Genomic DNA, 23,088 nt, shown 5'->3' on the forward strand with positions numbered 1-23,088 from the left:
TGATTTATGCGACGGGCAATCGTCGTTCCACAAGCTCGGCAAACCAACTGCAGCCGGCGGGAATGGCGTCGTCATCAAAATTATATTCGGGGTGATGGCACATGGCCGTGTCCCCGTTCCCGATAAAGATGTAGGCTCCGGGCCGTTCTTCAAGCATATAGGCAAAATCTTCGGACGGCATGATCGGGTCCGTGCTGTCGTTGACCTTACCCGAGACAGCTTGGGCTGCCTCGGCTGCGTACGTTGTTTCGGCATCCGAGTTCACGGTCACAGGGTAACCAGGCTCCCAAACTACCTCTGCCGTGGCTCCAAAGGCCGACGCCGTATCCTCGGCAATCCGGCGCACCCGCTCTTCCGCGATTGCGCGGTATTCAGGATCCAGCGTCCGAACTGTTCCCTGTAAACGCACGGTGTGCGCAATCACGTTTGACGCCACACTGTCCGTTTCGAAAGTTCCAACTGTCAAGACAACACGCTTGATCGGGTCAACCGTGCGCGACACCACGGATTGCAACGCAACAACGATATGCGAGGCAACCAGCGTCGTGTCCACCGCATCATGCGGCGCGGCGGCGTGCCCGCCCTTGCCGGTGACGGTAATTTTGAACTCATCAGATGAAGCCAACAGCGCACCCGGTCGAATGGCAAACTCACCCACGGGAAGACCGGGCATGTTGTGCATGCCATAAACTTCCTGAATGCCCCAGCGGTCCATCAACCCGTCCTGACACATGGCCAGTCCACCTGCGCCACCTTCTTCGGCTGGCTGAAAGATTAGAACCACGGTGCCGTCGAAATTGCGTGTCTCGGCCAGATATTGCGCTGCCCCCAACAGCATTGAGGTGTGACCGTCATGACCGCAGGCGTGCATCTTACCTGAAACGGTTGAGGCATAGTCCAGCCCCGTTGCCTCTTCAATCGGCAGCGCATCCATATCTGCCCGCAGGCCAATGACACGCCCCTGCGTATCCGTACGCCCTTTGATCACTCCAACAACACCAGTTTTGCCAATCCCCGGAGTAATCTCGTCTACACCAAATTCTTTCAGACGGTCCGCAACAAATGCTGCGGTTTCGTGAACGTCATACATAAGCTCAGGATGTGCATGTAGATAACGGCGCCACTTGGTAATCTCGCCATGCATTTCCGCAAGTCTGTTTTTGACCGGCATCTCAAAACCTCCCCTTCGGCTGCGATTACCGCTTTACGTCGGATCAGGTGCCCAGCTTTTCAACCAAGCGCTGCATGAACTTTTGCCCAGCTTCGAACTGCGCGACCGAGATGAACTCGTTCGGCTGATGGGCCTGCGCAATATCGCCGGGGCCGCAAATCACCGCCGAATAACCAGCTTCCTGAAACTGCCCCGCCTCAGTTCCATAGCTGACAACATGGCTGGCATTGTCGCCCGTCAACGCGCGCACCAGAGTTTCCGCTTCACCATCCTGTTCAGGCACGAGTCCCGGGATAGAAAAGTTTTCGGAAAGTTCGATACGGGCCTCGGGGTGCACTTGCTGCATACGGGCCTCAATCGCGCGGACCTGCTGAAAATAAGCATCCTGCCATTGCGCCTTGGATTCATCCGGCACGGTTCGGAAATCCATCATGAACTTGCAGTCCTTGGCGGTAATATTGTGCGCTGTGCCACCTTCAATCATGCCAACATGGCAGGTCGTCCATGGCGGATCGAACACGGCGGCAACCGGGCTGGGGTCCGCCGCCATATTTGCTGCGTTCTGCCGGTTCGCCCAATCGATCAGAGGCGCGGCCTCCATAATCGCGTTGATGCCTGTGTGCATGATCGAGCTATGAACTTCGAATCCCGTGATGTGGGTATCAAAGCCGAAACCACCTTTGTGCCCTGTCACGGCCTGCATCATGGATGGTTCACCCACGATCACGGCGGATCCTTTGGGCAGAACTTCCTGCATCGCCTGGATCATAGGCGGCGCACCAGTGCAGCCGACCTCTTCATCAAAGCTGAGCGCAAGCTGCAATGGCCGTTTGACCCCGGCGTGATGCGCTTCGACAAGGGCCCAAATGGCCAAAGCATCGAAGCCCTTCATGTCGCAGGTGCCCCGCCCAAAATACTTGCCGTCTTTCTCGGTCACGGACAAGGGATCCGTATCCCACGGCTGACCATCCACCGGCACGACGTCAGTGTGACCAGACAGAACCACTGCGCCTTCTTCGATTGGACCAACATGCGCGAAGATCGCAGCCTTGTGCGGTTGGTCCGGGTCCGGCCAACGATGCGATTCGATCCCGTGACCTTGCAGATATTCCTCAACCCAATCCACCAGTGGCAGATTGGTTTCGCGGCTTACAGTCGGGAAAGAGATCAGCTTGGTCATGATCTCAAGCGGCGTCAGGCGTTTTGCCATTGGTATTAGTATCCGCTGTCCGTCGTCAGGATGAAGTGACCCGGCTCAACCTCTTGATATTGCGAAGGTTTCGGCGTGTGGCCCACAGGATGAATCGGAGACGGAATCGGCTTGAAGTTCAGGTCTTTTTCGGACTTCCGCTTGTTGGGGTCCGCGATCGGAACTGCCTTCATCAGCGCCTGCGTATAGGCATGCTGGGGGTTTTCGAAGACCCGGGCGCGTGGGCCAAGCTCGACGATGCGACCCAGATACATGACCCCGACATAATGGCTGACCCGTTCAACCACGGCCATATCGTGGCTGATGAACAGATAGGACAGGCCCAGCTCGGATTGCAGTTCCATCATCAGGTTCAGCACCTGTGCCTGCACCGACACGTCGAGGGCCGAAACGGCTTCATCCGCGATGATCAGCTTTGGGTTAAGGGCCAAGGCCCGGGCAATGGCGATCCGTTGACGCTGACCACCTGACATTTCATGCGGGAAACGGCGCATGAAACTGCGGGGCAGCTGCACCTTGTCGAACAGCTGTGCGACGCGGTCTTGCAGCTCTGATCCAGACGCAACCCCATAGTTGCGCATCGGTTCAGCCACCTGATCCACCAACTGCATTTGCGGGTTCAGCGACGCGAAGGGATCCTGAAAGATCATCTGCATGTCCAGCCGCGCCTTGCGCAGGCCGGACGGATCCAGCTTCATGACGTCGACGCCGTCCAGATTGACCTCACCCGCCATGGGCTCGACCAGCCGCAGGATCGAGCGTCCGGCCGAGGATTTGCCGCACCCGGATTCACCCACAAGGCTGAGGGTCTGGCCCTTGTTCAGAGTGAATGAGACGTCTTCAACTGCATGGACGTTCGAAATCGTGCGCCGCAACAGCCCGCCTTTGACCGGAAAACGCGTCGTCAGATTCTTGACGGTCAGCAGAACCTCTTCGGTGCCGGGGATGGGGGCAATATTCTGCCCCTCCACCCCCAATAGCTTCATGGGCTCGGGTGCGGATTTACCCCGCATCTCACCCAGCTTTGGCACCGCGGCCAGAAGGGCCTTGGTATAGTCGTGCTGCGGGTTCTCGAAGATTTCCTTGACGGTACCCTCTTCGACCTTGTTGCCGCGGAACATAACCACCACGCGGTCAGCCATCTGGGCAACGACAGCCATGTCGTGGGTGATGAACATCACTGCTGTGCCGGTTTCCCGCTTGAGACGGTCCATCAGAGCCAGAATCTCGGCCTGAATGGTCACATCCAAAGCCGTGGTGGGTTCATCCGCGATCAACAGGCGCGGTTCGCACGCCATGGCCATCGCGATGACCACACGCTGGCGCATCCCACCGGACAGCTCGTGCGGGTATTGCTTAAGGCGGCGTTCCGGTTCCGGAATGCGAACCTGACGCAGCAGTTCCAATGCCCTTTCTTCAGCCTGCGCTTTCGACATCTCCTTGTGGATGCGCAGCCCTTCGGTCAACTGGCGGCCGACAGTAAACACCGGGTTCAGGGCGGTCATCGGCTCCTGAAAGATCATCCCGATCTCGTTTCCGCGAATCTGTTTCATCAGATCCTGGTCGGCATTGGAAAGGTCCATCTCTTCGCCATCGCGGCGATCAAACAGCAGTTCGCCGCCCGCAATCTCGCCCCCGCCGAACTCGACCAACCGCATCAGAGACAGCGATGACACCGACTTTCCAGAGCCCGATTCACCAACGATACAAACGGTTTCGCCCGGATTGACCTCGAACGAGACGTCTTCGACGCCGACGACAGGGCCGTCCTTGGTCTGAAATTCCACCCGCAGCTTTTTGATTTGTGCAATAGGCTGATCCAGCACGCGCACGCTCCCCTGACGTTGTCATTTTTGTTCTGAGTGCCGAACGCTACGGCGGGCTACCGGGAAAAGTCAAACGCATTACACATTTTCGCGACGGCACCACTTGCATTTTTTGCAAGTTCTGTTTCGATACCCCTCGTAACTGCTTTGGGGAGAGCGCGCGCTGAAAAACGTTAGCGCTATTATCTTTATCGATCAAAACCTTGCCCCAAAGCGGCAACGCCAAGTCCGCAGGCCATGCGGAAATAATCGAGACACAAACGTGTCCAATTCGGGAGTAAATTATGAAAATTAAAACCCTTTTGCTTGGTGCGATTGCAAGCACGGCAATGGCTCCGATGGCCTTCGCCGAGCGGGGATCGGACGGCAACGTCAGTATCATTTATTGGCAAGCTCCGTCGATCCTGAACCCGTTCCTATCGGGTGGTACGAAAGATGTGGAATCAGCCTCGTTGGTGATCGAACCGCTGGCGCGTTATGACCAAGACGGCAACATGGTTCCTTTCCTGGCCTCTGAAATCCCGACTGTTGAAAACGGCGGTGTCAGCGAAGACCTGACCTCGATCACTTGGAAAATCGCACCCGGCATCACCTGGTCGGATGGCACCCCATTCACCTCGGCAGACGTGAAATTCACTGCTGATTACTGCATGCACCCCGAAGGCGGCTGTGCGCAGGTCACAAAGTTTGAAGGCGTCACCTCGGTCGAGGCTTTGGACGACCTGACTGTTAAGGTCACTTTTGACGCGCCCACCCCGTTCCCGTACGGACCCTTTGTAGGTGGTGAAAGCCCAATTATTCAAGCCGCTCAGTTCGCCGATTGCCTGGGTGCGAAGGCTCCTGAGTGCACCGATCAGAACTTCAACCCGATCGGGACCGGCCCGTTTGTCGTGACCGAGTTCAAACCGAACGACGTGATCACCTTCAAAGCCAATGACAACTATCGTGATCCGGCCAAACCCGCCTTCGCGACCGTAACCTTCAAAGGCGGCGGCGACGCAACCGCTGCCGGTCGTGCCGTTATGGAGACAGGCGAGTTTGACTATGCCTGGAACCTACAGCTGGCGCCTGAAGTGATTGCTCAGATGCAGGAAGGCGGCAAGGGTACGCCGGTTGCAGGCTTTGGTCCGCTGGTCGAGCGCATCATGCTGAACCAGACCAACCCGTCACCGGACCTGCCGGAAGGCGAGCGTTCGACGGCCAAACATCCGCACCCGTTCCTGCAAGACCCTGCGGTCTACAAGGCCCTGTCCATGGCAATCGACCGCCCGCTGCTGGTTGAGATCGGCTATGGCCAGGCGGGTAAAGTGACCTGTAACTGGGTTCCGGCTCCTGCTGCGTTCAACTCGACTTCAATGACTTGCGACACGCAGGATATCGAAGGCGCGAAGAAACTGCTGGATGACGCTGGCATCGTTGACTCCGATGGCGACGGCGTTCGCGAAAAAGACGGCGTTCCGCTGAAGATTGTCTATCAGACATCGACCAACGCCGTTCGTCAGGACTTCCAGGCGCTGATCAAAGAATGGTGGAGCCAGATCGGTGTTGAAACCGAACTGCGCAACATCAATGCGTCGGTCTTCTTTGGTGGTGACCCGGGTTCGCCTGACACCTTCCAGAAGTTCTATGCTGACGTTGAAATGTACGCCAACACCTTCAACGGCACGGACCCGCAGTCTTACCTGGGCAACGGCCTGTGCGACAAAGCACCGAAGCCGGAAAGCCAGTGGCAGGGTGAAAACATCAGCCGCTTCTGTAACGAAGAGTTTGACAGGCTGCATGGTCAGCTGGCCGAAACTGCGGGTCTGGAAGCCCGCGCTGAGATTGCGAAGCAGCTGAACGACATCATGGTTCAGAACGGCGGCATGATCCCGCTGGTCCACCGTGGTCGTCTGTCGGCACACGCAAACACGCTGGGTGGCGTCGTCCTGAACGTTTGGGACAGCGAGCTGTGGAACATTGCGGACTGGTACCGCAAGACCGGTTCCTAAGCATTAGTCTTGCAAAGCCGCGCCCCGACCCGTATCGGGGCGCGGTCATTTGCAGACCACTCCAACAAAAAGACGCATCAACAAAGGCGCCTTTGAATGCTCAACTTTACAATCAGACGACTGGTGCTGGCCGTACCCACGCTGCTGTTCATCAGCCTCGTCATTTTCCTGCTGCTCGAGCTTGCCCCCGGCGACCCGATGGCGCAGGTCCCGCTTACCGTCCCGCCCGAAGTCAAAGAGAAGATGCGCGAAGCGCTTGGCCTTGGCCAACCGATGCATATCCGGTTCTGGAAATGGATCGTGCAATTCTTCTGGATCGAACCGCAGGTTCTGATCGACCACATGTTTGGCACCACCTTTTCCGAAGGTGACCTGCGTGTGATTTCGTGGCAGACCCGCTCGCCCGTTATGGACATCGTCGTTCAACGTATCCCACAGACTCTGTGGGTTGTTGGCACCGCCTATGTGGTCGCCATTCTGATCGCCCTGCCCATCGGTATCTATTCCGCTTATCGCCAGTATTCTTGGTTCGACCAGATGGGCACCTTCGTGTCGATGGTCGGCTTTTCGGTCCCGCCCTTTTTCTCGGGCGTTCTGGTGATCGTGATCTTCTCGGTCCAGCTGGGTTGGTTCCCGTCGATCTATGACACCACCCATGTGGTCAACAGCTGGGACAGCTTTGTTGTACAGCTAAAACAGATGATCATGCCGGTCATGGTTCTGGCCTTGCAAATCACGGCACAGCTTTCACGCTTCATGCGCGCCTCGATGCTGGACAACCTCAATCAGGATTACGTCCGCACCGCCCGCGCCAAGGGGCTTAGCGAATACACCGTGGTTATGGTTCACGTCCTGCGCAACTCGATGATCCCGGTGGTCACTGTGATTGCGCTGGGTATCCCGGCCATCTTTGGCGGCGCTATCATCACCGAGCAGGTGTTTAAGGTGAATGGTATCGGCCAGTTGCTGATCGGCGCAATTCAGGCCAACGACTTGCCGATGGTGCAAACCCTGACCTTCATCTTCGCCGTGCTGATCGTGCTGTTCAACCTGATCGCCGATGTTCTGTACGGCATTCTGGACCCGAGGATTCGCTATGACTGATGCCGACAAATCAGACACGCTGATCCCGGATGAAGGACTAGCACCTGCTTCCACCGCGTTGCCAACCGCTGACGTGATGGAGGAACTGACCACCCCACCCCGCAGCCAATGGCGCGATGTGTGGGATCAGTTCAAAACCCATAAGGGCGCGATGATCGGTGCGATCCTGTTCATCTTCATTGTGGCTGGCGTCTACTTGGGGCCGTTACTATGGAGCATTGATCCAACGCAGATCGACATCCGTGCGCGCAATCAAGGGCCAAGCTGGGCACATCCGTTTGGAACCGACCAGTTGGGCCGGGACATTCTGGCGCGCATGATGTCAGGCGGGCAGACCTCGGTCTCTGTCGGTATTACGGCAATGCTTCTGGCGCTTTTCCTGGGGTCGTTTATCGGTGTCTTGGCCGGGTTCTTCAAACGGCTTGACGGACCGCTGATGCGCCTGACGGACCTGTTCCTGGCCCTGCCCCTGCTGCCCCTGCTGTTGGTCATGATGCTTCTGTTCCGCGAGCCATTATCGGCTGCCTTTGGGTTGGAGCGGGGCATCTTCATCCTGATTGTCTGCGCTATCGGCATCACCTCTTGGATGCCAACCGCCCGGATCGTGCGGGGCGACGTGCTGGCCATCAAGGAACGTGAATTCGTTCTGGCGGCGCGCTCTATCGGCACCAGCAACAGTCAGATCATCACTCGGCATATTCTGCCCAACGTGCTGTCGCCGATCATGGTGTCCGCGACACTGGGGATTGCCACGGCGATCATCACCGAAAGCGCATTGTCCTTCCTTGGGCTGGGCTTCCCGCCTGATTTCCCGACCTGGGGTCGGCTGCTGTTCGACGGTGTCGACTACTTGCAGCAATACCCCGAGCGCGTGTTCTGGCCCGGACTGGCAATCTCGTTGACCGTGCTCAGCGTGAATTACCTGGGCGATGGTCTGCGCGACGCGCTGGATCCGCGCATTCGCGGACGTTAAGCAAATTCAGTCGGCGCGCCTTAGCGCGCCGGCCAATACAATGATCAGGACCGCCAACGGCAACAACACCGAGAATGCCAGATGCAGGCCAAACAATTCCGCTAAAAAGCCGATCAATGGCGGCCCGATCAACAGCCCCCCATATCCCAAAGTTGCAACACTGGCGATGGCCTGCCCCGGCGGCACATCTAGGTCACTTGCAGCCCGACTGAATGCCAGCGGCATTATAACGGCATAGCCCACCCCCATCAGGGCAAAGCCCGCCAAGGCAAGCTCTGGCGCCACCGCTGACACCACGCCAAACACGCCCAAAGCGGCACAGAGCCCACCGAACCGGGCCGTGGCAACCGGGCCGAAGCGCGTAATGACAAAAGCACCGGCAAGGCGAAACGCCACCATTGTCACGGAAAAGACGGCATATCCCAGGGCCGCAACGCTTTCAGTCGCATTCGTGATGTCACGCAAATAGATCGCGCTCCAATCTGCAACGGCACCTTCGCCCAATGCCCCGCACAATGCAGTAAACCCTACCAACACCAATATGCCGGACGGCAACGCAAAGACGGACCCTTGCTCCCCTTCCGAGCGTTTTGAAGTCCAGTGCACCCAAGACAAGGTCAGCGCAAAGCCCACAACAATCCCACCTGCCGTTAGGAAGTGCGCAAGAACGCTCAACGCCATCTGAACAGCAGCGTAGCCACTCAGCGCACCAAGACCCGCGCCAAGGCTCCACATCGCGTGGAAAGAAGACATCACAGGCTTGTCATATGCCTGTTCAACCTCTGCCGCCCAGGCATTCATCGCCACGTCCATGGAGCCATGGAAAGCACCAAAGATGAACAGAAAGACCGCCAGCCCCCAAAATCCCCCGGCAATGGCCAGCAGGATCAGCGACAGGGTGTAGAGCACCGCAATGACGCGGGTGATAGCAACAGCGCCGAACCGATCCGTAAGCCGCCCGGTGATGGGAAAAGAACATACAGCACCAGCCGCCATGAACAGCAACCCGTAGCCCAGTTCTTCATGAGACAGGCCCAACCGGTCGCGCACGGCAGGAATGCGCGAGGCCCATATCCCGAACAAAGCACCATTCAGAATGAACATGGCGGCAACAGCCCGCCATGCTGCACCTAAAGAAATCACAGGAAACCCTCGCGTAGCTCGCCAAACGCCTTTGTTCTACAGGTCTTTCCAAATTTGGCAATTGACCTTCAGCCAAGCCGCTTGCGGATCCGTCGAATTGCGAACCATACTCCGGCCACAACGGGAACTGTAACCGCCGCCGTCAACATGCCCTTGCTGATCCCCGAAGCCGTCAGCGGATACAGAAGATAGCTCACCAATGAAACCGCGTAGTAGCTGATGGCAACAACGGACAGCCCTTCGACAGTATGCTGCAGCCGCAAGGCCAGATCCGCCCGACGGTCCATGCTTTCCAACAATGCCTGGTTCTGCGCACTGCGTTCCACATCCACCCTGGTTCGCAGCAACTCGCCCGCGCGGATAGCCCTGTCAGACAAAGCCTGAAGACGGCGTTCAGTGGACTTAACTGTCCGGATCGCAGGGTCATAGCGCCGCATCATGAAATCGGCAAAGTTCTGACCGCCCTGGAACCGCTCTTCCCGCAACACTTCAATCCGCTGATTGACGATAGCTTCATAGGCACCCGTTGCCCCGAACCGGAACGAGCACCGGGCTGACAGAGTTTCAAGTTCAATCGACGTCGACAGCAGATCCTGCAAAAGCGAGTCGGGCTGCGCCGAGTTGTCGGTCATCTGTCCCATCAACCGGGTTAACTGCCCATCCAACTCTCCGATACGCGGCATCAACTGCTTAACGCGCGCAAAACCCAACATGGACATCGCCTTATAGGTTTCAATTTCGCACAAGCGCTGGACAATTCGCCCCGTTCGGCGGCGACCTGTTCCTTCGGCCACGAACAAAGCAAACCGCATATGGCCTGCCGGATCGATGCGAAAATCGCTGGCGCATACGGCGGCATCATCCAACACCCTGGCCACGGCCAGGCTTTCAGGCTCGAACCAGTCCAGCAATTTGGACTTAATCGCGTCGTCACTTTCGCGCTCTACGACACGAACCATCACAGATGTGACCCTTTGGCCCGGACTGGCCATCAACCAATCAAGAGGAAAAACTTCGAAATCGGCCGGGTTGAACGCACGGTCGCTTACGTTCTGCGCGATTGCCGTGTAGGTGACAAACTCGGTGTGTTGTTCCCATTTTAGCCAATGACGGCCGATCTGACCGGCGTAATGCGTGGCATCAGGCTGAGGGTGCTGCGCGCCATGGCGATCCAGAAGATTGATCAAATGGGCCAAATCCTGACTACGATCGCGCGCAACCGCAGCCTCGGGTTTCTTGATTGCCAAAAAAACCACTGTGCATGGCATGGACGCAACCGGGAATGGTCGTGCGTGCAGTTCATTGGCCAGCGCATAGCGAAGGGGATGGTCGTCAATCGGTGTCATTCAGGGCTCCGCCTCGTCACGCGCACTATACGACACATATCAGTTACATCAATTCTCTTTTTGTTTCATATACTTACATGGATACTAAGGTATACAAGCCAGCTATCTCATTGATTTGGCTGCCACAGCTCGATGGGATTGCCCTCGGGATCGTGGACGCGCGCGAATTTCCCAACCTCGCTGTCCCAGTCCGAATGCGTTTCAACGGCGATTCCAGCCGCCTCCAGTTGCTGAGTCATGGCCTCCAGATCATCGACACGGAAGTTGATCATCCATTGCTGATCTTCCCGCCCGAAATACTCGGTGTCCTGCGCAAACGGAGCAAAGACAGTATAGCCTTCGCGTTGTTTCCAAGGCACGGGATCGTAATGATCGACGCCCAGGTGTTCCGCGTACCACGCGCTCAAAGCTTTTGGATCGCGGGCGCGAAAAAACACGCCTCCTATGCCATTCACCTTCTGCATCACAAACCTCCTGACCAATCCATTTTACCACAATCCGCTGCTTCATCTGGCTAAAAATACCTTGGAGGTCAGGAGGCAAAGCCTCCTGCAATACAAAAAAGAAAAGGGCGCCCGAAGGCGCCCTTTGCAATTGGATTAAGCCTTTTGATCAGTCGATCATGGGCAGCAGTTTGTCGAGCGACTGTTTCGCGTCGCCATAGAACATGCGTGTGTTCTCTTTGAAAAACAGCGGGTTTTCGATGCCCGAATAACCCGTGCCCTGACCGCGTTTCGACACAAACACCTGCTTCGCCTTCCAGCACTCAAGAACCGGCATCCCGGCGATGGGGCTGTTGGGATCTTCTTGTGCGGCCGGGTTCACGATGTCATTTGAACCGATCACGATGGCCACGTCCGTGTCAGGGAAGTCGTCGTTGATCTCGTCCATTTCCAGCACGATGTCATAAGGCACCTTTGCCTCGGCCAACAGCACGTTCATGTGGCCCGGCAGGCGGCCCGCAACCGGGTGGATTGCAAAGCGCACCTCTTTGCCCTTGGCACGCAGCTTGCGAACAAGCTCGCTGACTGACTGCTGCGCCTGCGCCACGGCCATACCGTATCCCGGGATGATAATGACACTGTCCGCGTCATTCAGAGCAGCCGCAACGCCGTCCGCTTCAATGGCGATCTGTTCACCTTCAACGGCCATCTGTTCCCCCTGCGGGCCACCGAAGCCCCCAAGGATCACGCTGACAAAGTGACGGTTCATCGCCTTACACATGATGTAAGACAGGATCGCACCGGACGAGCCCACCAGCGCACCAACCACGATCAGCAGGTCGTTGCCCAGCGAGAAGCCAATCGCTGCCGCCGCCCAGCCCGAATAGCTGTTCAGCATCGACACAACCACCGGCATGTCGGCGCCACCGATGCCCATGATCAGGTGATAGCCGATGAACAACGCAGCCAGCGTCATCAGGAACAGCGGGAAGAACCCGCCGGTGCTGGTGTACCAAAACAGGCAGATTAGCGAGAGGCCCGCAGCAGCCGCGTTCAGCGCATGCCCACCGGGCAGCTTGGTCGCCGCGCTCGTCACTTTGCCCGCCAGCTTGCCATAAGCCACAACCGAACCGGTAAAGGTGATTGCACCGATGAAGATGCCCAGGAACAGTTCCACGTGCAGAATCGCCAGTTCCGCAGGAGTCTTCTTGGCGATCAGCTTGGCAAACGCGCCCAGATCGGACAGGTCCGCCTGCCCGGCACTGTCTTTAATCGCCATGACCTGCGCCACGTTGCCGATCTCGAAATGCGCGTTGAAGCCCACGAACACAGCCGCCAGACCCACCAGCGAGTGCATCGCGGCCACCAGCTGCGGCATCTCGGTCATCTGCACGCGTTGCGCCACATATTGACCGATAAAGCCACCGCCCGCGATCAGCAGCAGCGACAGCAGCCACAGGCCCGAGCCCGGACCAACCAGCGTGGCAAAGACCGCCAACGCCATACCGACGATGCCATACCAGACCGCGCGCTTGGCGCTTTCCTGGTTCGACAATCCGCCGAGCGAAAGAATGAATAGAACAGCCGCAACGACATAGGCGGCAGTGGTGAAGCCAAATTCCATGTGCCCGGCCTCCTTAAGATTTCTGGAACATGGCAAGCATGCGCCGTGTTACGAGGAAGCCGCCGAAGATGTTGATCCCGGCCATGAAGACAGACAGCGCCGCCAGCAGAATGACCAGGAAAGACCCCGATCCGATCTGCATCAAGGCCCCAACGATAATGATCGACGAGATCGCGTTGGTGATCGCCATCAGAGGTGTGTGCAGTGAATGCGCCACGCCCCAGATCACCTGGAAGCCCACAAACACGGCCAGCACAAACACGATGAAGTGCTGCATGAAGCTGGCCGGAGCAACCAGCCCCACCAGCAGCATGAGCGCGCCACCGACACCCAGCAGTGTGAACTGCTGCTTTGTTTGCGCCTTAAAGGCCGCAATCTCCTGCGCCTTTTTCTCTTCCGGGGTCAGTTCTTTGACTTCCGGCTTCTTCTGCGCCGCAATCGCCTGCACCTTGGGCGGCGGCGGCGGGAACGTGATCTCACCCTCATGGGTCACGGTTGCGCCGCGGATCACGTCATCTTCCATGTCATGGTTGATCTGACCGTCCTTTTCAGGCGTCAGGTCAGTCATCATGTGACGGATGTTGGTCGCGTACAGAGATGACGATTGCGCCGCCATCCGGCTGGGGAAGTCGGTATAGCCGATGATGGTCACGCCATTGTCGGTAACAACCTTCTCGTCCGGCACAGTGCCTTCAACGTTGCCGCCCCGCTCAGCCGCGAGGTCAACGATGACCGAGCCCGGCTTCATCGCCTTGACCATATCCTCCAGCCACAGCTTCGGTGCCGGGCGGTTGGGGATCAGGGCGGTGGTGATGACGATGTCCATCTCGGGCGCCAGCTCTCGGAACTTGGCGAGCTGCGCGTTGCGGAACTCTTCGGACTGAACGCTGGCATAGCCGCCAGTGGCCGCGCCATCCTGCTGTTCTTCTTCAAAGTCCAGATAGACGAACTCGGCCCCCATGGATTCGACCTGTTCGGCCACTTCCGGGCGCACATCAAACGCATAGGTGATCGCGCCCAGAGACGTCGAGGTCCCGATGGCGGCAAGTCCAGCCACACCCGCGCCCACGATCAGCACCTTGGCAGGCGGTACTTTACCGGCGGCAGTCACCTGACCGGTGAAGAAGCGACCAAAGTTATTACCAGCTTCGATAACCGCGCGATAACCTGCGATATTGGCCATCGACGACAGCGCATCCATCTTCTGCGCACGGCTGATACGCGGCACCATCTCCATCGCGATCACATTCGCGCCCTTGGATTTGGCCAGCTCCATCCCGTCTTCATTGCCCGCCGGGTTAAAGAAGGAAATCAGCGTCTTGCCCTTGGTCAGACGCTTCATCTCGGTCTCAGTCGGGATACGCACCTTGGCGACGATGTCCGAACTCTTCCACAGGGACGCAGCCGTCTTCACGATTTCAACGCCCACGGCTTTGTACGCCTCATCCGAGAAACCGGCGGCTGCACCTGCCCCTTTCTCAATCTGGCACTCATAGCCCAGTTTCTGCAACTGCACAGCAGAGTCCGGCGTCATCGCGACCCGGTTCTCGCCATCCAATATTTCCTTCGGTGTGCCTATCTTCACTGGCAGTCCCCCTAGAGTCTAAGGCCGAGCAGGTCCTCGGGTATGGTTTGTTAAGAAAAGATGTATCTTGCGTAATTTTATTTCGCAAGCGCAGCATCGGTTACGTTGTGTCATGAGCCAGCCCCTCTTACACCCACCGACGCGTTTTGCGCTCATAGCGTGCAAAATCTGCGCGGAAGGTGCGACGCAGGCGATCCTCTTCAGGCAAAATGAACCGACGTTCGAGCACCCACACAAAGACGGGCACCAGCACCAGCGAAAGGACAGCATCAAACCGCAGGATCAGACCCGCCAGGATCAGCACATCACCCAAATAGATTGGGTTGCGGCTGCGTTTGTAAATTCCGGATTGCACCATCGCACTTGGTGTTTCATGCGGAATGACAGTGGTCTGATGTCGGCGGAATTCGACAACTGCCATAACCGCCAACAGGACGCCACCTCCGATCAAAACACCACTGATCAGGTCGGTCAGCCCGCCTTCAAGCGACAGGCCCAATCCCACGTACCAGCCCTGCAACCATGCCAGAAGGACAAAGCCCGCAAGCCACACAGGGGGAACATCGATCCAGCGCATAGTTGGTCCTTTGTGGATGACGTAACGTAAAGATACGTGTCGTTTCTGGGCGCTGTCCTATCGTTTTCAGAACAGAATAGCAAAACCCCACGATGTCGCATCAGTGGACAGGTTAGTTTGGATCGGGTACGCCCGAGGGCAAACAGCGACAGACAAACACAAAAAACGAGCTTTCATGACCGATTTCGCCGCAACCAAAGCCATGTTCTCTCTACCCGAAGGTATCCTTTATCTTGACGGCAACTCTCTTGGGCCTCTGCCTAAATCAGCGACCTCGCGCGTACAGGAGATGCTGACAGATGAGTGGGGGCAGATGTTGATTACCGGTTGGAACAAGGCCGGTTGGATGGGATTACCCACCGGGCTGGGCGACCGCATCGGACGTCTGATCGGTGCCGAACAGGGCAGTGTTGTCACAGGCGACACCTTGTCGATCAAAGTGTATCAGGCCGTCGCCGCCGCGCTTGAGCTTAACCCCACGCGCAAAGTGGTTCTGTCAGACAATGGCAATTTCCCATCTGACCTGTACATGGCCGACGGTCTGCTGCGTTCGCTGGGTGAAGAGTATGAACTGCGCGTTGTAGATCCCGAGGACGTGGCCGCTGCTATCACGGAAGAGATAGCGGTCTTGATGCTGACCGAAGTGGATTACCGATCGGGCAGAATGCATGACATGAAAGCCCTGACCGAATTGGCTCATGCCAATGGCGTCGTCACCGTATGGGATCTGGCACATTCGGCCGGGGCAATTCCGGTCGATCTTGCAGGCTGCAATGCCGACTTTGCTGTGGGTTGCACATATAAATACCTCAACGGCGGTCCCGGTGCCCCGGCCTTTATCTATGTCGCGCCACGACTGGCGGAAACAGTGCGACCTGCCCTGTCCGGTTGGCTTGGACACGAAGCCCCGTTTGCCTTTGATCTGGACTATCGCCCCGGCAACGGGATCGAACGCATGCGCGTGGGCACGCCCCCCGTGATCCAAATGACGGCGTTGTCCGCGGCCATGGATATATGGGATATGGCAGAAATGACCGATGTCCGGGCAAAGTCCATTGAATTGACCGAGTTATTCATCAGCCGTGTTGAGGCAACCTGCCCCGAGTTGAAACTGGCCAGCCCACGCACACCAGAGTTACGTGGCAGTCAGGTCTCATTCCGTTTCGAGGAAGGCTATGCCGCAATGCAGGCCCTGATCGCGCGTGGCGTGATCGGCGACTTCCGTGCGCCAGATATCATGCGGTTTGGCTTCACGCCGCTCTATATCGACGAAGGCGATGTGATCAAGGCAACCGAGATTCTGACCGATGTCATGCAGAACAAGCTGTGGGACACGCCTGAATACAAGGTTCGTCAGCGCGTTACCTGACCTCAAGCCCCGCACCAAAAAGGGCGGCAACCTGCGCCACCTGCTGTTCGTAGACCTCTGCCCCTGCACCGATCAGCTTTAGCCCCTTGAGCGTGGCCGCGATCGTTCGTCCGGTCTCGGCCGCGTCAGCCAGCAGGCGCACGCGGCCCGCCTGTTCCTGCTGCGTCAGCCAGTCTGCGTATAGTCCCGCCAGCTTTGCCTCACCCGCCGCGATGATTTCAGAAGACAGAGATTTGGTGTTATCCAGTATTTCAAGCCCATGTGGCGAGGCCAGAATTTTCGCCATCCCGTCCGTCTGAGCCTGTATCGCGCGGATCAACACCTCGGGCACCGATCCTTGTGTCGCCAGTGCCTGCGCCACAGCGACGGTTTTTTCGGCATAGTATAACTCTGTCAGCTTGCTGACGATTGCCTCTTTGTTTTTGTAGTGCAGATAGACTGCAGGCCGGGACATCCCCGCACCGCGCGCAATATCGTCCATCGAGGTCTTGCGATACCCGTACGTAGAAAAGGCTTGAAACGCCGAGTTCAGGATCGCCTTTTGCCGTGAATCGTCAGTCGTGTCTTTCATGTCTGAAGAACTGACACTTTTTGATTAAATTGTCAATTGACACCCTGACACTTTTCGCTAATTATGTCAGAAACCAGCCACAGCAACGAGAGGTGCGCCATGGCGACGGCCCTTAAGATCAATGGAAAACAACATCAGGTAGACTTGCCTGATGACGTCCCCCTGCTCTGGGTTCTGCGGGATGAGGTCGGGTTGACCGGCACCAAATTCGGCTGCGGCGTTGCCGCCTGCGGAGCATGTACCGTTCATATCGACGGCGAGGCCGTGCGGTCCTGTCAGGTCGCGTTGTCGGATGTTTGGGGCGACGTGACCACAATCGAAGGCATTGGTGCACCGGACGCATTGTCCGCGCTTCAACAAGCCTGGGTCGATCATCAGGTTGCGCAATGCGGCTACTGCCAGTCTGGACAGATCATGCAGGCTGCCGCCTTGCTGGCAGAAAACCCTTCGCCCACCGATACTGACATTGACGACGCGATGCAGGGCAACCTCTGCCGCTGTGGAACATACCCCCGAATTCGTGCAGCGATTCACGATGCCGCTGGCAAGCTGAAGGAGGCGTAAGTCATGGGTAAAGTTGGTAAGATCCTCCGCCGCACGTTCCTGATCGGCTCTGCCGCAATTGTTGGTGGCGTAGCCTTTGGCGCGTATTACGTCACCCGTCCAGCCGCCAACCCGTTGAAACCCGGCGAAGGTGAAGCGGCGTTGAACCCGTTTGTGCTGATCGACCAGAATGGCGTCACCCTGTTCGCCCCCCGCGCTGAAATGGGTCAGGGCGTGAAAACCACATGGGCCGCGCTGATCGCCGAGGAACTTGACGTCGATCTGGATCAGATCACCGTTCTGCATGGCCCGGCGGCAGCGGCCTATTACAACTCCGCCCTGGTGGGCGAAGGATTGCCCAACAAGGGTTATGACATCTCGAATTTCCAGCACAATCTGGGTGAGGCACTGGGTGTTCTGGGCAAGACGCTGAGCCTGCAGGTCACCGGTGGTTCGACCTCGATGAAAGACGGGTTCGAGCGGATGCGGCAAGCAGGTGCTTCGGCGCGCGAAACGCTGAAACGTGCGGCCGCAGACCGGTTAGGCGTTGACCCTTCTGACCTGCAAACAGCCTCGGGCCATGTTATTGCACCCAACGGCGACAAGATCGCCTATTCCGAACTTGCCGAAGATGCGGCTGGATTGGAACCGGTTGAAGTGTCTCTGCGCGATCCGTCCGAATGGCGCTATCTGGGCCGGACGCAACCGCGTCTGGACATGGTTGGCAAGGTTACCGGCACCGCCGAATTCGGCGTTGATGTCCGCCTGCCGGGCATGAAATTCGCGGCCGTGCGCATGAACCCCAAACTGGGCGGCGCGATGAATGGCTTTGATGACAGCACTGCAAAATCCATGCCGGGGGTCGAGAAAATTGTCGATCTGGGTACAGGTGTGGCCGTGATCGCCAACAACACCTGGTTGGCAAACCAGGCGGTTGAGGCCATCGACGTTGACTGGGGCGATGCGCCCTACCCGCCGGACACCGACGGTATCTTTGCCAAGATAGCCGAGGCGTTTGACAACGCGCCGAATTCGACCATGCGCGACGATGGCGATGTCAGCGTGACCCCCGAGGGCGCGACGGAAGTCACCGCTGAATACCAAGTGCCCTATCTGGCCCACGCCACGATGGAGCCGATGAATGCCACCGCGCTATATACCGGAAACACAGTGGAGCTGTGGTGCGGCAATCAGGCCCCGACCCTGATTCAGTTCCGCGTCGCGAACACCGCCAATCTGGACACCGAGGCAGTGCAGATTCACACCACCTATCTGGGTGGCGGATTTGGTCGCCGGGGCGAACTGGACTTTGGTGAAATCGCTACCAAGGTTGCCATGGCCTTGCCCGGCACGCCGGTTCAAACGACCTGGAGCCGTGAAGAAGACATGCGCCATGATTTTTACCGCCCCGGGGCCATTGCCCGGATGCGCGGCGCGGTTCACGACGGCAAAGCCGTTCTGATCGACGGCAAGGTTGCTTCGCAATCCCCAACCCAGCAGGCGGTTGAACGCTACACCGGCTTCCCCGGTGGCGGCCCCGACAAGGTGCTGGTCGAAGGGTTCTTTAACCAACCCTACGCCGTGCCGAACTATCGGATGAGTGGTCATGTCGCGGATCTGGCCGTCCCGGTGGGCTTTTGGCGCTCGGTCGGCAACAGCCACAATGGTTTCTTCCATGAAACCTTCATGGATGAAATGGCCCATGCAGCTGGGCGCGATCCGCTGGAGTTCCGGCTTGAACTGATGAAACCCGAACACGCCCCGTCTGCCGGATGTCTTGAAGCCGTGAAAGAGATGTCGGGCTGGACCGGCAAAACGCCTGATGGCGTAGGCCGGGGTGTCGCCTTTGCCTACAGCTTTGGCACACCCGTGGCACAAGTGATCGAGGTCGTCGACGAGGACGGCACCATCCGCATCAACAAGGCTTGGATCGCCTGCGACATGGGGCTGGCGCTGGATCCTGACAACGTCAAGGCGCAGATGTTCGGCGGTATGATCTATGGCCTGTCCGCTGCATGTTACGGCGAGATCACCTTTGCAGACGGTGAAGCCGAGCAGTTCAACTTCCCTGACTATGACGCCATGCGCATGCACACGACCCCGCAGGTCGAGGTGCGCGTTCTCGAGACCAACCGCCACATGGGTGGCGCAGGAGAGCCCGGCACGCCCCCCTCGATGCCCGCGCTCGGAAATGCCCTGTTTGATCTGACCGGAGAACGCGCCCGCAGCCTGCCGCTGATCAACCAGTTCAACCTTCTGGTTTGATCACAAAACGCCGGCTCAGTGACATGAGCCGGCGTTTTTACTTTTTGCACTTAGCATCAGAAATTGACTGAAAGGAAAATCGACGCTTCCGTTGCGTCCAGATCATCCTCGAACAAACTCAGATAACCCAGCGTTGCTTCGAAAAAGACGGCTTCACTTGCGCGTCCGCGAACCCCGACGCGTGTGGCCCAGGTCAAATCAGTCTGTGATCCCCCGCCAATGCCAATATTGTCACGGTCCAACCAGTACGTTGCGCTTAGCGTCGCGAATGGAGATACAATCGATCGTGACGTGACAAATGGCCTGCTAACTTCCAACTCAGGCGTCAAGGCGCTGTAAGTCGCAGAAGCAACTTCACCAATGATGTTTACCGGAACCCCTGCCAAACTACCGCTCAGATCATAGTCTTCCGCGCTGTAATTGTAGTAGTCAAAGGCAACCGACGGGCGCAGCAGGAATCGCCCGGCCTCATATTGGCCAACAGCTTCCAGATTGGCACGCCAACGCGTGCGATCAAAATCACCAGTCAATCCCAAGACGTTTGCATCCGTTGAAAACTCTCCAACAGTCGCCAACCCGTTCAGCACCCACCTCTCGGACATACGCCAGGCAAAATATGGCCCGACGGCCAACCCTTTGGTGTCTTGTCTGAACTGGCCCTGGAACCCTTCGACATCAAGGTCTTCGTATTCAACCTGAAATCCAATGACCAAGTCCGGCGTGACAAGCCTGTCGAAACCTGCCGCAAAATAATTGTCGTTTACGTCGACTTCAGTGACCCCGCGCGTGTCTTCGATTTCGGTATAGGTGAAGTCTGTCCACACATTCCAAGTGGATGGCGGTGCAAGATCACGGCCCTCTGTCAAAGGAGGGCCTGCGAGGGGCGCTGTTACAGTGGGATCACAAAGTGCCGCGTCGAGTTTACCTGTCGCTGCGTCAACGCACTCTACGCCGACAGCATATGCCCCTGCAGAATCACCTTGGGGTTGCGTATGAGGCAAGGTAGCCGTTGCTCCACCTCCACCAAAACCACCACCGGTCCCGCCAGAACCGCCGCCACCGCCAAAGCCGCCGCCGGATCCACCAGAACCGCCGCCACCACCAAAACCACCTCCGGAACCGCCAGAACCACCGCCGCCTCCAAAACCACCTCCGGAACCGCCAGAACCACCGCCGCCGCCAAAGCCGCCGCCGGATCCACCAGAACCGCCGCCACCACCAAAACCACCTCCGGAACCGCCAGAGCCACCGCCGCCTCCAAAACCACCTCCGGAACCGCCAGAACCACCGCCGCCTCCAAAACCACCTCCGGAACCGCCAGAACCACCGCCGCCGCCAAAGCCGCCGCCGGATCCACCAGAACCACCACCGCCACCAGAGCCACCACCGCCACCGGGCAAGCTCCAGTTTCGTTGTTGATTTTGCGTATCAATCAGGCAATCCCGGCCATTAGGTGCTCCGCCAACTGCAAACAACCGGTGCACTCCACCGTTTCCATTCGAAACAAAGGGCGAAAAGCTTAGATGAACACCTCGACGGGACTTGGTCCAGGTGTCTACTGTTGTGTTCCGTTGCGCAGCTTCGAGGCGATAGTCGCCTTGCTCTGTCGCCGACAACCACACCGAAGAGGATGAGTCGGGCGTGCGCCCAATATAGAACAATTCTCCCAGAGAGCCACATTGCTGCGCGACCGCCTCAGCCGCGAAACCGGAAAACACTATCAATGTTCCCGCAAGCAGCCTTGTCCGGCCTCTTCGCCTTTGGGTTGACTCGCTCATCGCTCGATCCTGCCCTGTTTCATGTCAACAGCGACAGGCTCTCAGACCCGCTGGTTAGCTCAAAAGGTTATTCGACGGACCTCAGAAATAAATATTTGAATGTTGCGATGCAGTGACGTGACTCAAGAGACCAGCGGGCAAGTACAGTTAAGCGGATTGCTTGATCGCAGTACAACCACCACGATTCCAAACCCGGACAGCGTTTCCAAAAGCCTCGAACAGAGGGCGCGACACCGGGTCGTTGATGGCATCCCATTCCGGGTGCCACTGAACAGACAGCGTAAAACCAGGCGCGTCCTTGATAAAGATCGCCTCGGGCGTGCCATCAGGGGCGTGACCTTCGATGACGACGCGTTCGCCAATGGTCTTGATGCCCTGCCCATGTAGGGTGTTGGTCATGACCTCGGTCGCGCCAAACACTTTATGGAACACTCCGCCCTCATCCAGTGTCACCACATGTCGCAGCGCAAACTTCTCTTCCAGCGTACCGTCGGGCGGCATCCGATGATTCATCCGGCCCGGTAGATCGCGAATTTCGGGATACAGTGTTCCACCCATCGCCACGTTGACCTCCTGAAACCCGCGGCAAATGCCCATAAAGGGCTGCCCACGTTCCACACAAGCCCGAACCAGTGGCAGGGTGATGGCGTCGCGTGCCCGGTCGAACTCTCCATGCGCTTCGGTTTCGGGTTCGCCGTATTCTTCTGGATGAACATTCGGGCGTCCGCCGGTCAGCAGGAAGCCGTCGCATACCGACAGCAACTCATCAACCGTCACATAGCGCGGGTCCGCAGGGATCAGCAGCGGCAGACATCCCGACACATTGGCAACCGCGTCCGAGTTCATCGTCCCACCCGCATGTGTCGGGTATTGGTCATTCATGAGATACGAGTTGCCGATGATACCGACGACAGGACGAGACATTCCGCTTTCCTTGTTGCTCCATTGCTTAACATGGAAGCTAGCGGCAGCCTCTCAGACGTGCAAGAATACACGCCCTGCATGACAGCGCAGGGACGTGTTCAGGGGTGCACAATACAATCCCTCAAAAGTCATTTTGTATGGAATTATTTCCCGAGAAAATCTATCAACCGGGAAATAATTCCAAAGTTTTGGCATTGGCAGGACAAACCAAGCGGAGACTTAAATCTCACCAATCAAACCGGCTGCCTCAATTCCAGCCATTGCGGCAATCGCATCATTGTCCGAAGTGTCACCTGTTACTCCGACAGCCCCGATGACAGCGCCTTTTCGGTCGCGTAACAGAACACCACCTGGAACCGGCACAACCTGCCCGCCATAGACGCCATTCACTGCGGCCATGAAATAGGCCTGCGCCTCGGCGCGTTGCATCTGCGCGGTCCCGGCCATGCCCAACATGACCGAGCCGTAGGCCTTGCCATGCGCAATCGCGAAACGACCCGGGGCGGCACCGTCTTCACGTTCGAAGGCGATAACATGACCGCCCGCGTCCAGAACCACAGCGGACAGAGGCTTCAACTCCATCTCGCGCCCCTTCTCGAGAGCCTTACGAATGATGGTGCGCGCCTTGCGCAAAGAAATAGCCAT

Annotated in this window: 20 protein-coding genes; 6 read left to right on the forward strand and 14 right to left on the reverse strand. The window is 57.7% G+C overall.

The features are described from left to right. Positions 1 to 4 precede the first annotated feature (4 nt). The 3 genes from GS636_RS05245 to GS636_RS05255 are packed head-to-tail and all read right to left on the reverse strand — an operon-like array spanning position 5 to position 4,207. Complete coding sequence (locus tag GS636_RS05245; RefSeq protein ID WP_171668702.1) at positions 5 to 1,171, reverse strand: M20 aminoacylase family protein; 1,167 nt, start codon at positions 1,169 to 1,171, stop codon at positions 5 to 7. 43 nt (positions 1,172 to 1,214) lie between these two features. Beyond that, positions 1,215 to 2,381, reverse strand: a complete 1,167-nt coding sequence (argE, locus tag GS636_RS05250; RefSeq protein WP_171668703.1) for an acetylornithine deacetylase — start codon at positions 2,379 to 2,381, stop codon at positions 1,215 to 1,217. A gap of 5 nt (positions 2,382 to 2,386) precedes the next feature. Continuing rightward, complete coding sequence (locus GS636_RS05255; RefSeq protein WP_171668704.1) at positions 2,387 to 4,207, reverse strand: ABC transporter ATP-binding protein; 1,821 nt, start codon at positions 4,205 to 4,207, stop codon at positions 2,387 to 2,389. 284 nt (positions 4,208 to 4,491) lie between these two features. On the opposite strand from GS636_RS05255, the gene GS636_RS05260 reads away from it, so the two are divergent. The 3 genes from GS636_RS05260 to GS636_RS05270 all read left to right on the forward strand — a co-directional run bounded on the left by GS636_RS05260 (position 4,492) and on the right by GS636_RS05270 (position 8,275). After that, the gene (locus tag GS636_RS05260; RefSeq protein WP_171668705.1) at positions 4,492 to 6,198 is read left to right on the forward strand and encodes a peptide ABC transporter substrate-binding protein; all 1,707 of its coding nucleotides are present in this window, start codon (positions 4,492 to 4,494) and stop codon (positions 6,196 to 6,198) included. A gap of 96 nt (positions 6,199 to 6,294) precedes the next feature. Beyond that, positions 6,295 to 7,302 carry an ABC transporter permease gene (locus GS636_RS05265; RefSeq protein ID WP_170375080.1) on the forward strand — a complete coding sequence of 336 codons (1,008 nt, stop codon included), beginning with the start codon at positions 6,295 to 6,297 and terminating at the stop codon, positions 7,300 to 7,302. Then, a complete protein-coding gene (locus GS636_RS05270; RefSeq protein ID WP_171184912.1) occupies positions 7,295 to 8,275 on the forward strand; it encodes an ABC transporter permease in 981 nt (326 codons plus the stop codon). Before GS636_RS05265 ends, GS636_RS05270 begins: the two co-directional genes overlap by 8 nt. Before the next feature lie 6 nt (positions 8,276 to 8,281). Here GS636_RS05270 and GS636_RS05275 read toward each other — a convergent pair whose 3' ends face one another. From GS636_RS05275 to GS636_RS05300, 6 genes are all read right to left on the reverse strand, one after another. Further along, complete coding sequence (locus GS636_RS05275) at positions 8,282 to 9,379, reverse strand: MFS transporter (RefSeq protein ID WP_171668706.1); 1,098 nt, start codon at positions 9,377 to 9,379, stop codon at positions 8,282 to 8,284. Between the two features lie 107 nt (positions 9,380 to 9,486). Continuing rightward, positions 9,487 to 10,764 (reverse strand): DUF3422 family protein, encoded by a 1,278-nt coding sequence (locus tag GS636_RS05280; protein WP_171092224.1) that lies wholly within the window; start codon positions 10,762 to 10,764, stop codon positions 9,487 to 9,489. Between the two features lie 107 nt (positions 10,765 to 10,871). Beyond that, the gene (locus GS636_RS05285) at positions 10,872 to 11,228 is read right to left on the reverse strand and encodes a VOC family protein (RefSeq protein ID WP_171668707.1); all 357 of its coding nucleotides are present in this window, start codon (positions 11,226 to 11,228) and stop codon (positions 10,872 to 10,874) included. A 148-nt stretch (positions 11,229 to 11,376) separates the two neighbouring features. Beyond that, positions 11,377 to 12,831 (reverse strand): NAD(P)(+) transhydrogenase (Re/Si-specific) subunit beta, encoded by a 1,455-nt coding sequence (locus GS636_RS05290; RefSeq protein WP_171668708.1) that lies wholly within the window; start codon positions 12,829 to 12,831, stop codon positions 11,377 to 11,379. Between the two features lie 13 nt (positions 12,832 to 12,844). After that, entirely contained in the window at positions 12,845 to 14,416 is a 1,572-nt protein-coding gene (locus GS636_RS05295) for a Re/Si-specific NAD(P)(+) transhydrogenase subunit alpha (protein ID WP_171092230.1), read from the reverse strand. 127 nt (positions 14,417 to 14,543) lie between these two features. Then, positions 14,544 to 14,993: an isoprenylcysteine carboxylmethyltransferase family protein gene (locus GS636_RS05300; RefSeq protein ID WP_171668709.1), complete on the reverse strand. Its 450-nt coding sequence runs from the start codon at positions 14,991 to 14,993 to the stop codon at positions 14,544 to 14,546. Positions 14,994 to 15,168: 175 nt separating this feature from the next. Between GS636_RS05300 and kynU the strand changes: the two genes are divergently transcribed. Beyond that, on the forward strand, positions 15,169 to 16,362 hold the full coding sequence (kynU, locus tag GS636_RS05305; protein WP_171668710.1) for a kynureninase: 1,194 nt from the start codon (positions 15,169 to 15,171) through the stop codon (positions 16,360 to 16,362). Here kynU and GS636_RS05310 read toward each other — a convergent pair. Continuing rightward, positions 16,355 to 16,933 carry a TetR/AcrR family transcriptional regulator gene (locus GS636_RS05310; protein ID WP_171668711.1) on the reverse strand — a complete coding sequence of 193 codons (579 nt, stop codon included), beginning with the start codon at positions 16,931 to 16,933 and terminating at the stop codon, positions 16,355 to 16,357. The genes kynU and GS636_RS05310 overlap by 8 nt on opposite strands. Positions 16,934 to 17,032: 99 nt before the next feature. Here GS636_RS05310 and GS636_RS05315 point away from each other — a divergent pair, with 99 nt between their 5' ends. Next, the gene (locus tag GS636_RS05315; protein ID WP_171092238.1) at positions 17,033 to 17,497 is read left to right on the forward strand and encodes a (2Fe-2S)-binding protein; all 465 of its coding nucleotides are present in this window, start codon (positions 17,033 to 17,035) and stop codon (positions 17,495 to 17,497) included. A 3-nt stretch (positions 17,498 to 17,500) separates the two neighbouring features. Beyond that, the gene (locus GS636_RS05320) at positions 17,501 to 19,741 is read left to right on the forward strand and encodes a molybdopterin cofactor-binding domain-containing protein (RefSeq protein ID WP_171668712.1); all 2,241 of its coding nucleotides are present in this window, start codon (positions 17,501 to 17,503) and stop codon (positions 19,739 to 19,741) included. A gap of 56 nt (positions 19,742 to 19,797) precedes the next feature. Here the strand turns inward: GS636_RS05320 and GS636_RS05325 are convergent, their stop codons facing one another. The 4 genes from GS636_RS05325 to GS636_RS05340 form a co-directional block, all read right to left on the reverse strand. After that, complete coding sequence (locus GS636_RS05325; RefSeq protein ID WP_171184932.1) at positions 19,798 to 20,607, reverse strand: autotransporter outer membrane beta-barrel domain-containing protein; 810 nt, start codon at positions 20,605 to 20,607, stop codon at positions 19,798 to 19,800. A gap of 80 nt (positions 20,608 to 20,687) precedes the next feature. Then, positions 20,688 to 21,173 carry a hypothetical protein gene (locus tag GS636_RS05330; protein WP_171668713.1) on the reverse strand — a complete coding sequence of 162 codons (486 nt, stop codon included), beginning with the start codon at positions 21,171 to 21,173 and terminating at the stop codon, positions 20,688 to 20,690. A gap of 493 nt (positions 21,174 to 21,666) precedes the next feature. After that, the gene (locus GS636_RS05335) at positions 21,667 to 22,443 is read right to left on the reverse strand and encodes a gamma-glutamyl-gamma-aminobutyrate hydrolase family protein (protein WP_171092245.1); all 777 of its coding nucleotides are present in this window, start codon (positions 22,441 to 22,443) and stop codon (positions 21,667 to 21,669) included. Positions 22,444 to 22,662: 219 nt separating this feature from the next. Then, positions 22,663 to 23,088, reverse strand: a complete 426-nt coding sequence (locus GS636_RS05340) for a heme-binding protein (protein WP_171092247.1) — start codon at positions 23,086 to 23,088, stop codon at positions 22,663 to 22,665.

The sequence above is a fragment of the Ruegeria sp. HKCCD4884 genome, assembly GCF_013110855.1.
Classification (GTDB): domain Bacteria; phylum Pseudomonadota; class Alphaproteobacteria; order Rhodobacterales; family Rhodobacteraceae; genus Ruegeria.

Excerpts from the sequence above, each read along its gene's own strand:
- GS636_RS05245 (WP_171668702.1), bottom strand. The coding sequence starts at position 1,171 with ATGCCGGTCAAAAACAGACTTGCGGAAATGCATGGCGAGATTACCAAG.
- GS636_RS05315 (WP_171092238.1), top strand. The coding sequence starts at position 17,033 with ATGGCGACGGCCCTTAAGATCAATGGAAAACAACATCAGGTAGACTTG.
- GS636_RS05280 (WP_171092224.1), bottom strand. The coding sequence starts at position 10,764 with ATGACACCGATTGACGACCATCCCCTTCGCTATGCGCTGGCCAATGAA.
- GS636_RS05270 (WP_171184912.1), top strand. The coding sequence starts at position 7,295 with ATGACTGATGCCGACAAATCAGACACGCTGATCCCGGATGAAGGACTA.
- GS636_RS05335 (WP_171092245.1), bottom strand. The coding sequence starts at position 22,443 with ATGTCTCGTCCTGTCGTCGGTATCATCGGCAACTCGTATCTCATGAAT.
- argE (WP_171668703.1), bottom strand. The coding sequence starts at position 2,381 with ATGGCAAAACGCCTGACGCCGCTTGAGATCATGACCAAGCTGATCTCT.
- GS636_RS05290 (WP_171668708.1), bottom strand. The coding sequence starts at position 12,831 with ATGGAATTTGGCTTCACCACTGCCGCCTATGTCGTTGCGGCTGTTCTA.
- GS636_RS05340 (WP_171092247.1), bottom strand. The coding sequence starts at position 23,088 with ATGGCTATTTCTTTGCGCAAGGCGCGCACCATCATTCGTAAGGCTCTC.
- GS636_RS05285 (WP_171668707.1), bottom strand. The coding sequence starts at position 11,228 with ATGCAGAAGGTGAATGGCATAGGAGGCGTGTTTTTTCGCGCCCGCGAT.
- kynU (WP_171668710.1), top strand. The coding sequence starts at position 15,169 with ATGACCGATTTCGCCGCAACCAAAGCCATGTTCTCTCTACCCGAAGGT.
- GS636_RS05320 (WP_171668712.1), top strand. The coding sequence starts at position 17,501 with ATGGGTAAAGTTGGTAAGATCCTCCGCCGCACGTTCCTGATCGGCTCT.
- GS636_RS05260 (WP_171668705.1), top strand. The coding sequence starts at position 4,492 with ATGAAAATTAAAACCCTTTTGCTTGGTGCGATTGCAAGCACGGCAATG.
- GS636_RS05300 (WP_171668709.1), bottom strand. The coding sequence starts at position 14,993 with ATGCGCTGGATCGATGTTCCCCCTGTGTGGCTTGCGGGCTTTGTCCTT.
- GS636_RS05310 (WP_171668711.1), bottom strand. The coding sequence starts at position 16,933 with ATGAAAGACACGACTGACGATTCACGGCAAAAGGCGATCCTGAACTCG.
- GS636_RS05265 (WP_170375080.1), top strand. The coding sequence starts at position 6,295 with ATGCTCAACTTTACAATCAGACGACTGGTGCTGGCCGTACCCACGCTG.
- GS636_RS05275 (WP_171668706.1), bottom strand. The coding sequence starts at position 9,379 with ATGTTCATTCTGAATGGTGCTTTGTTCGGGATATGGGCCTCGCGCATT.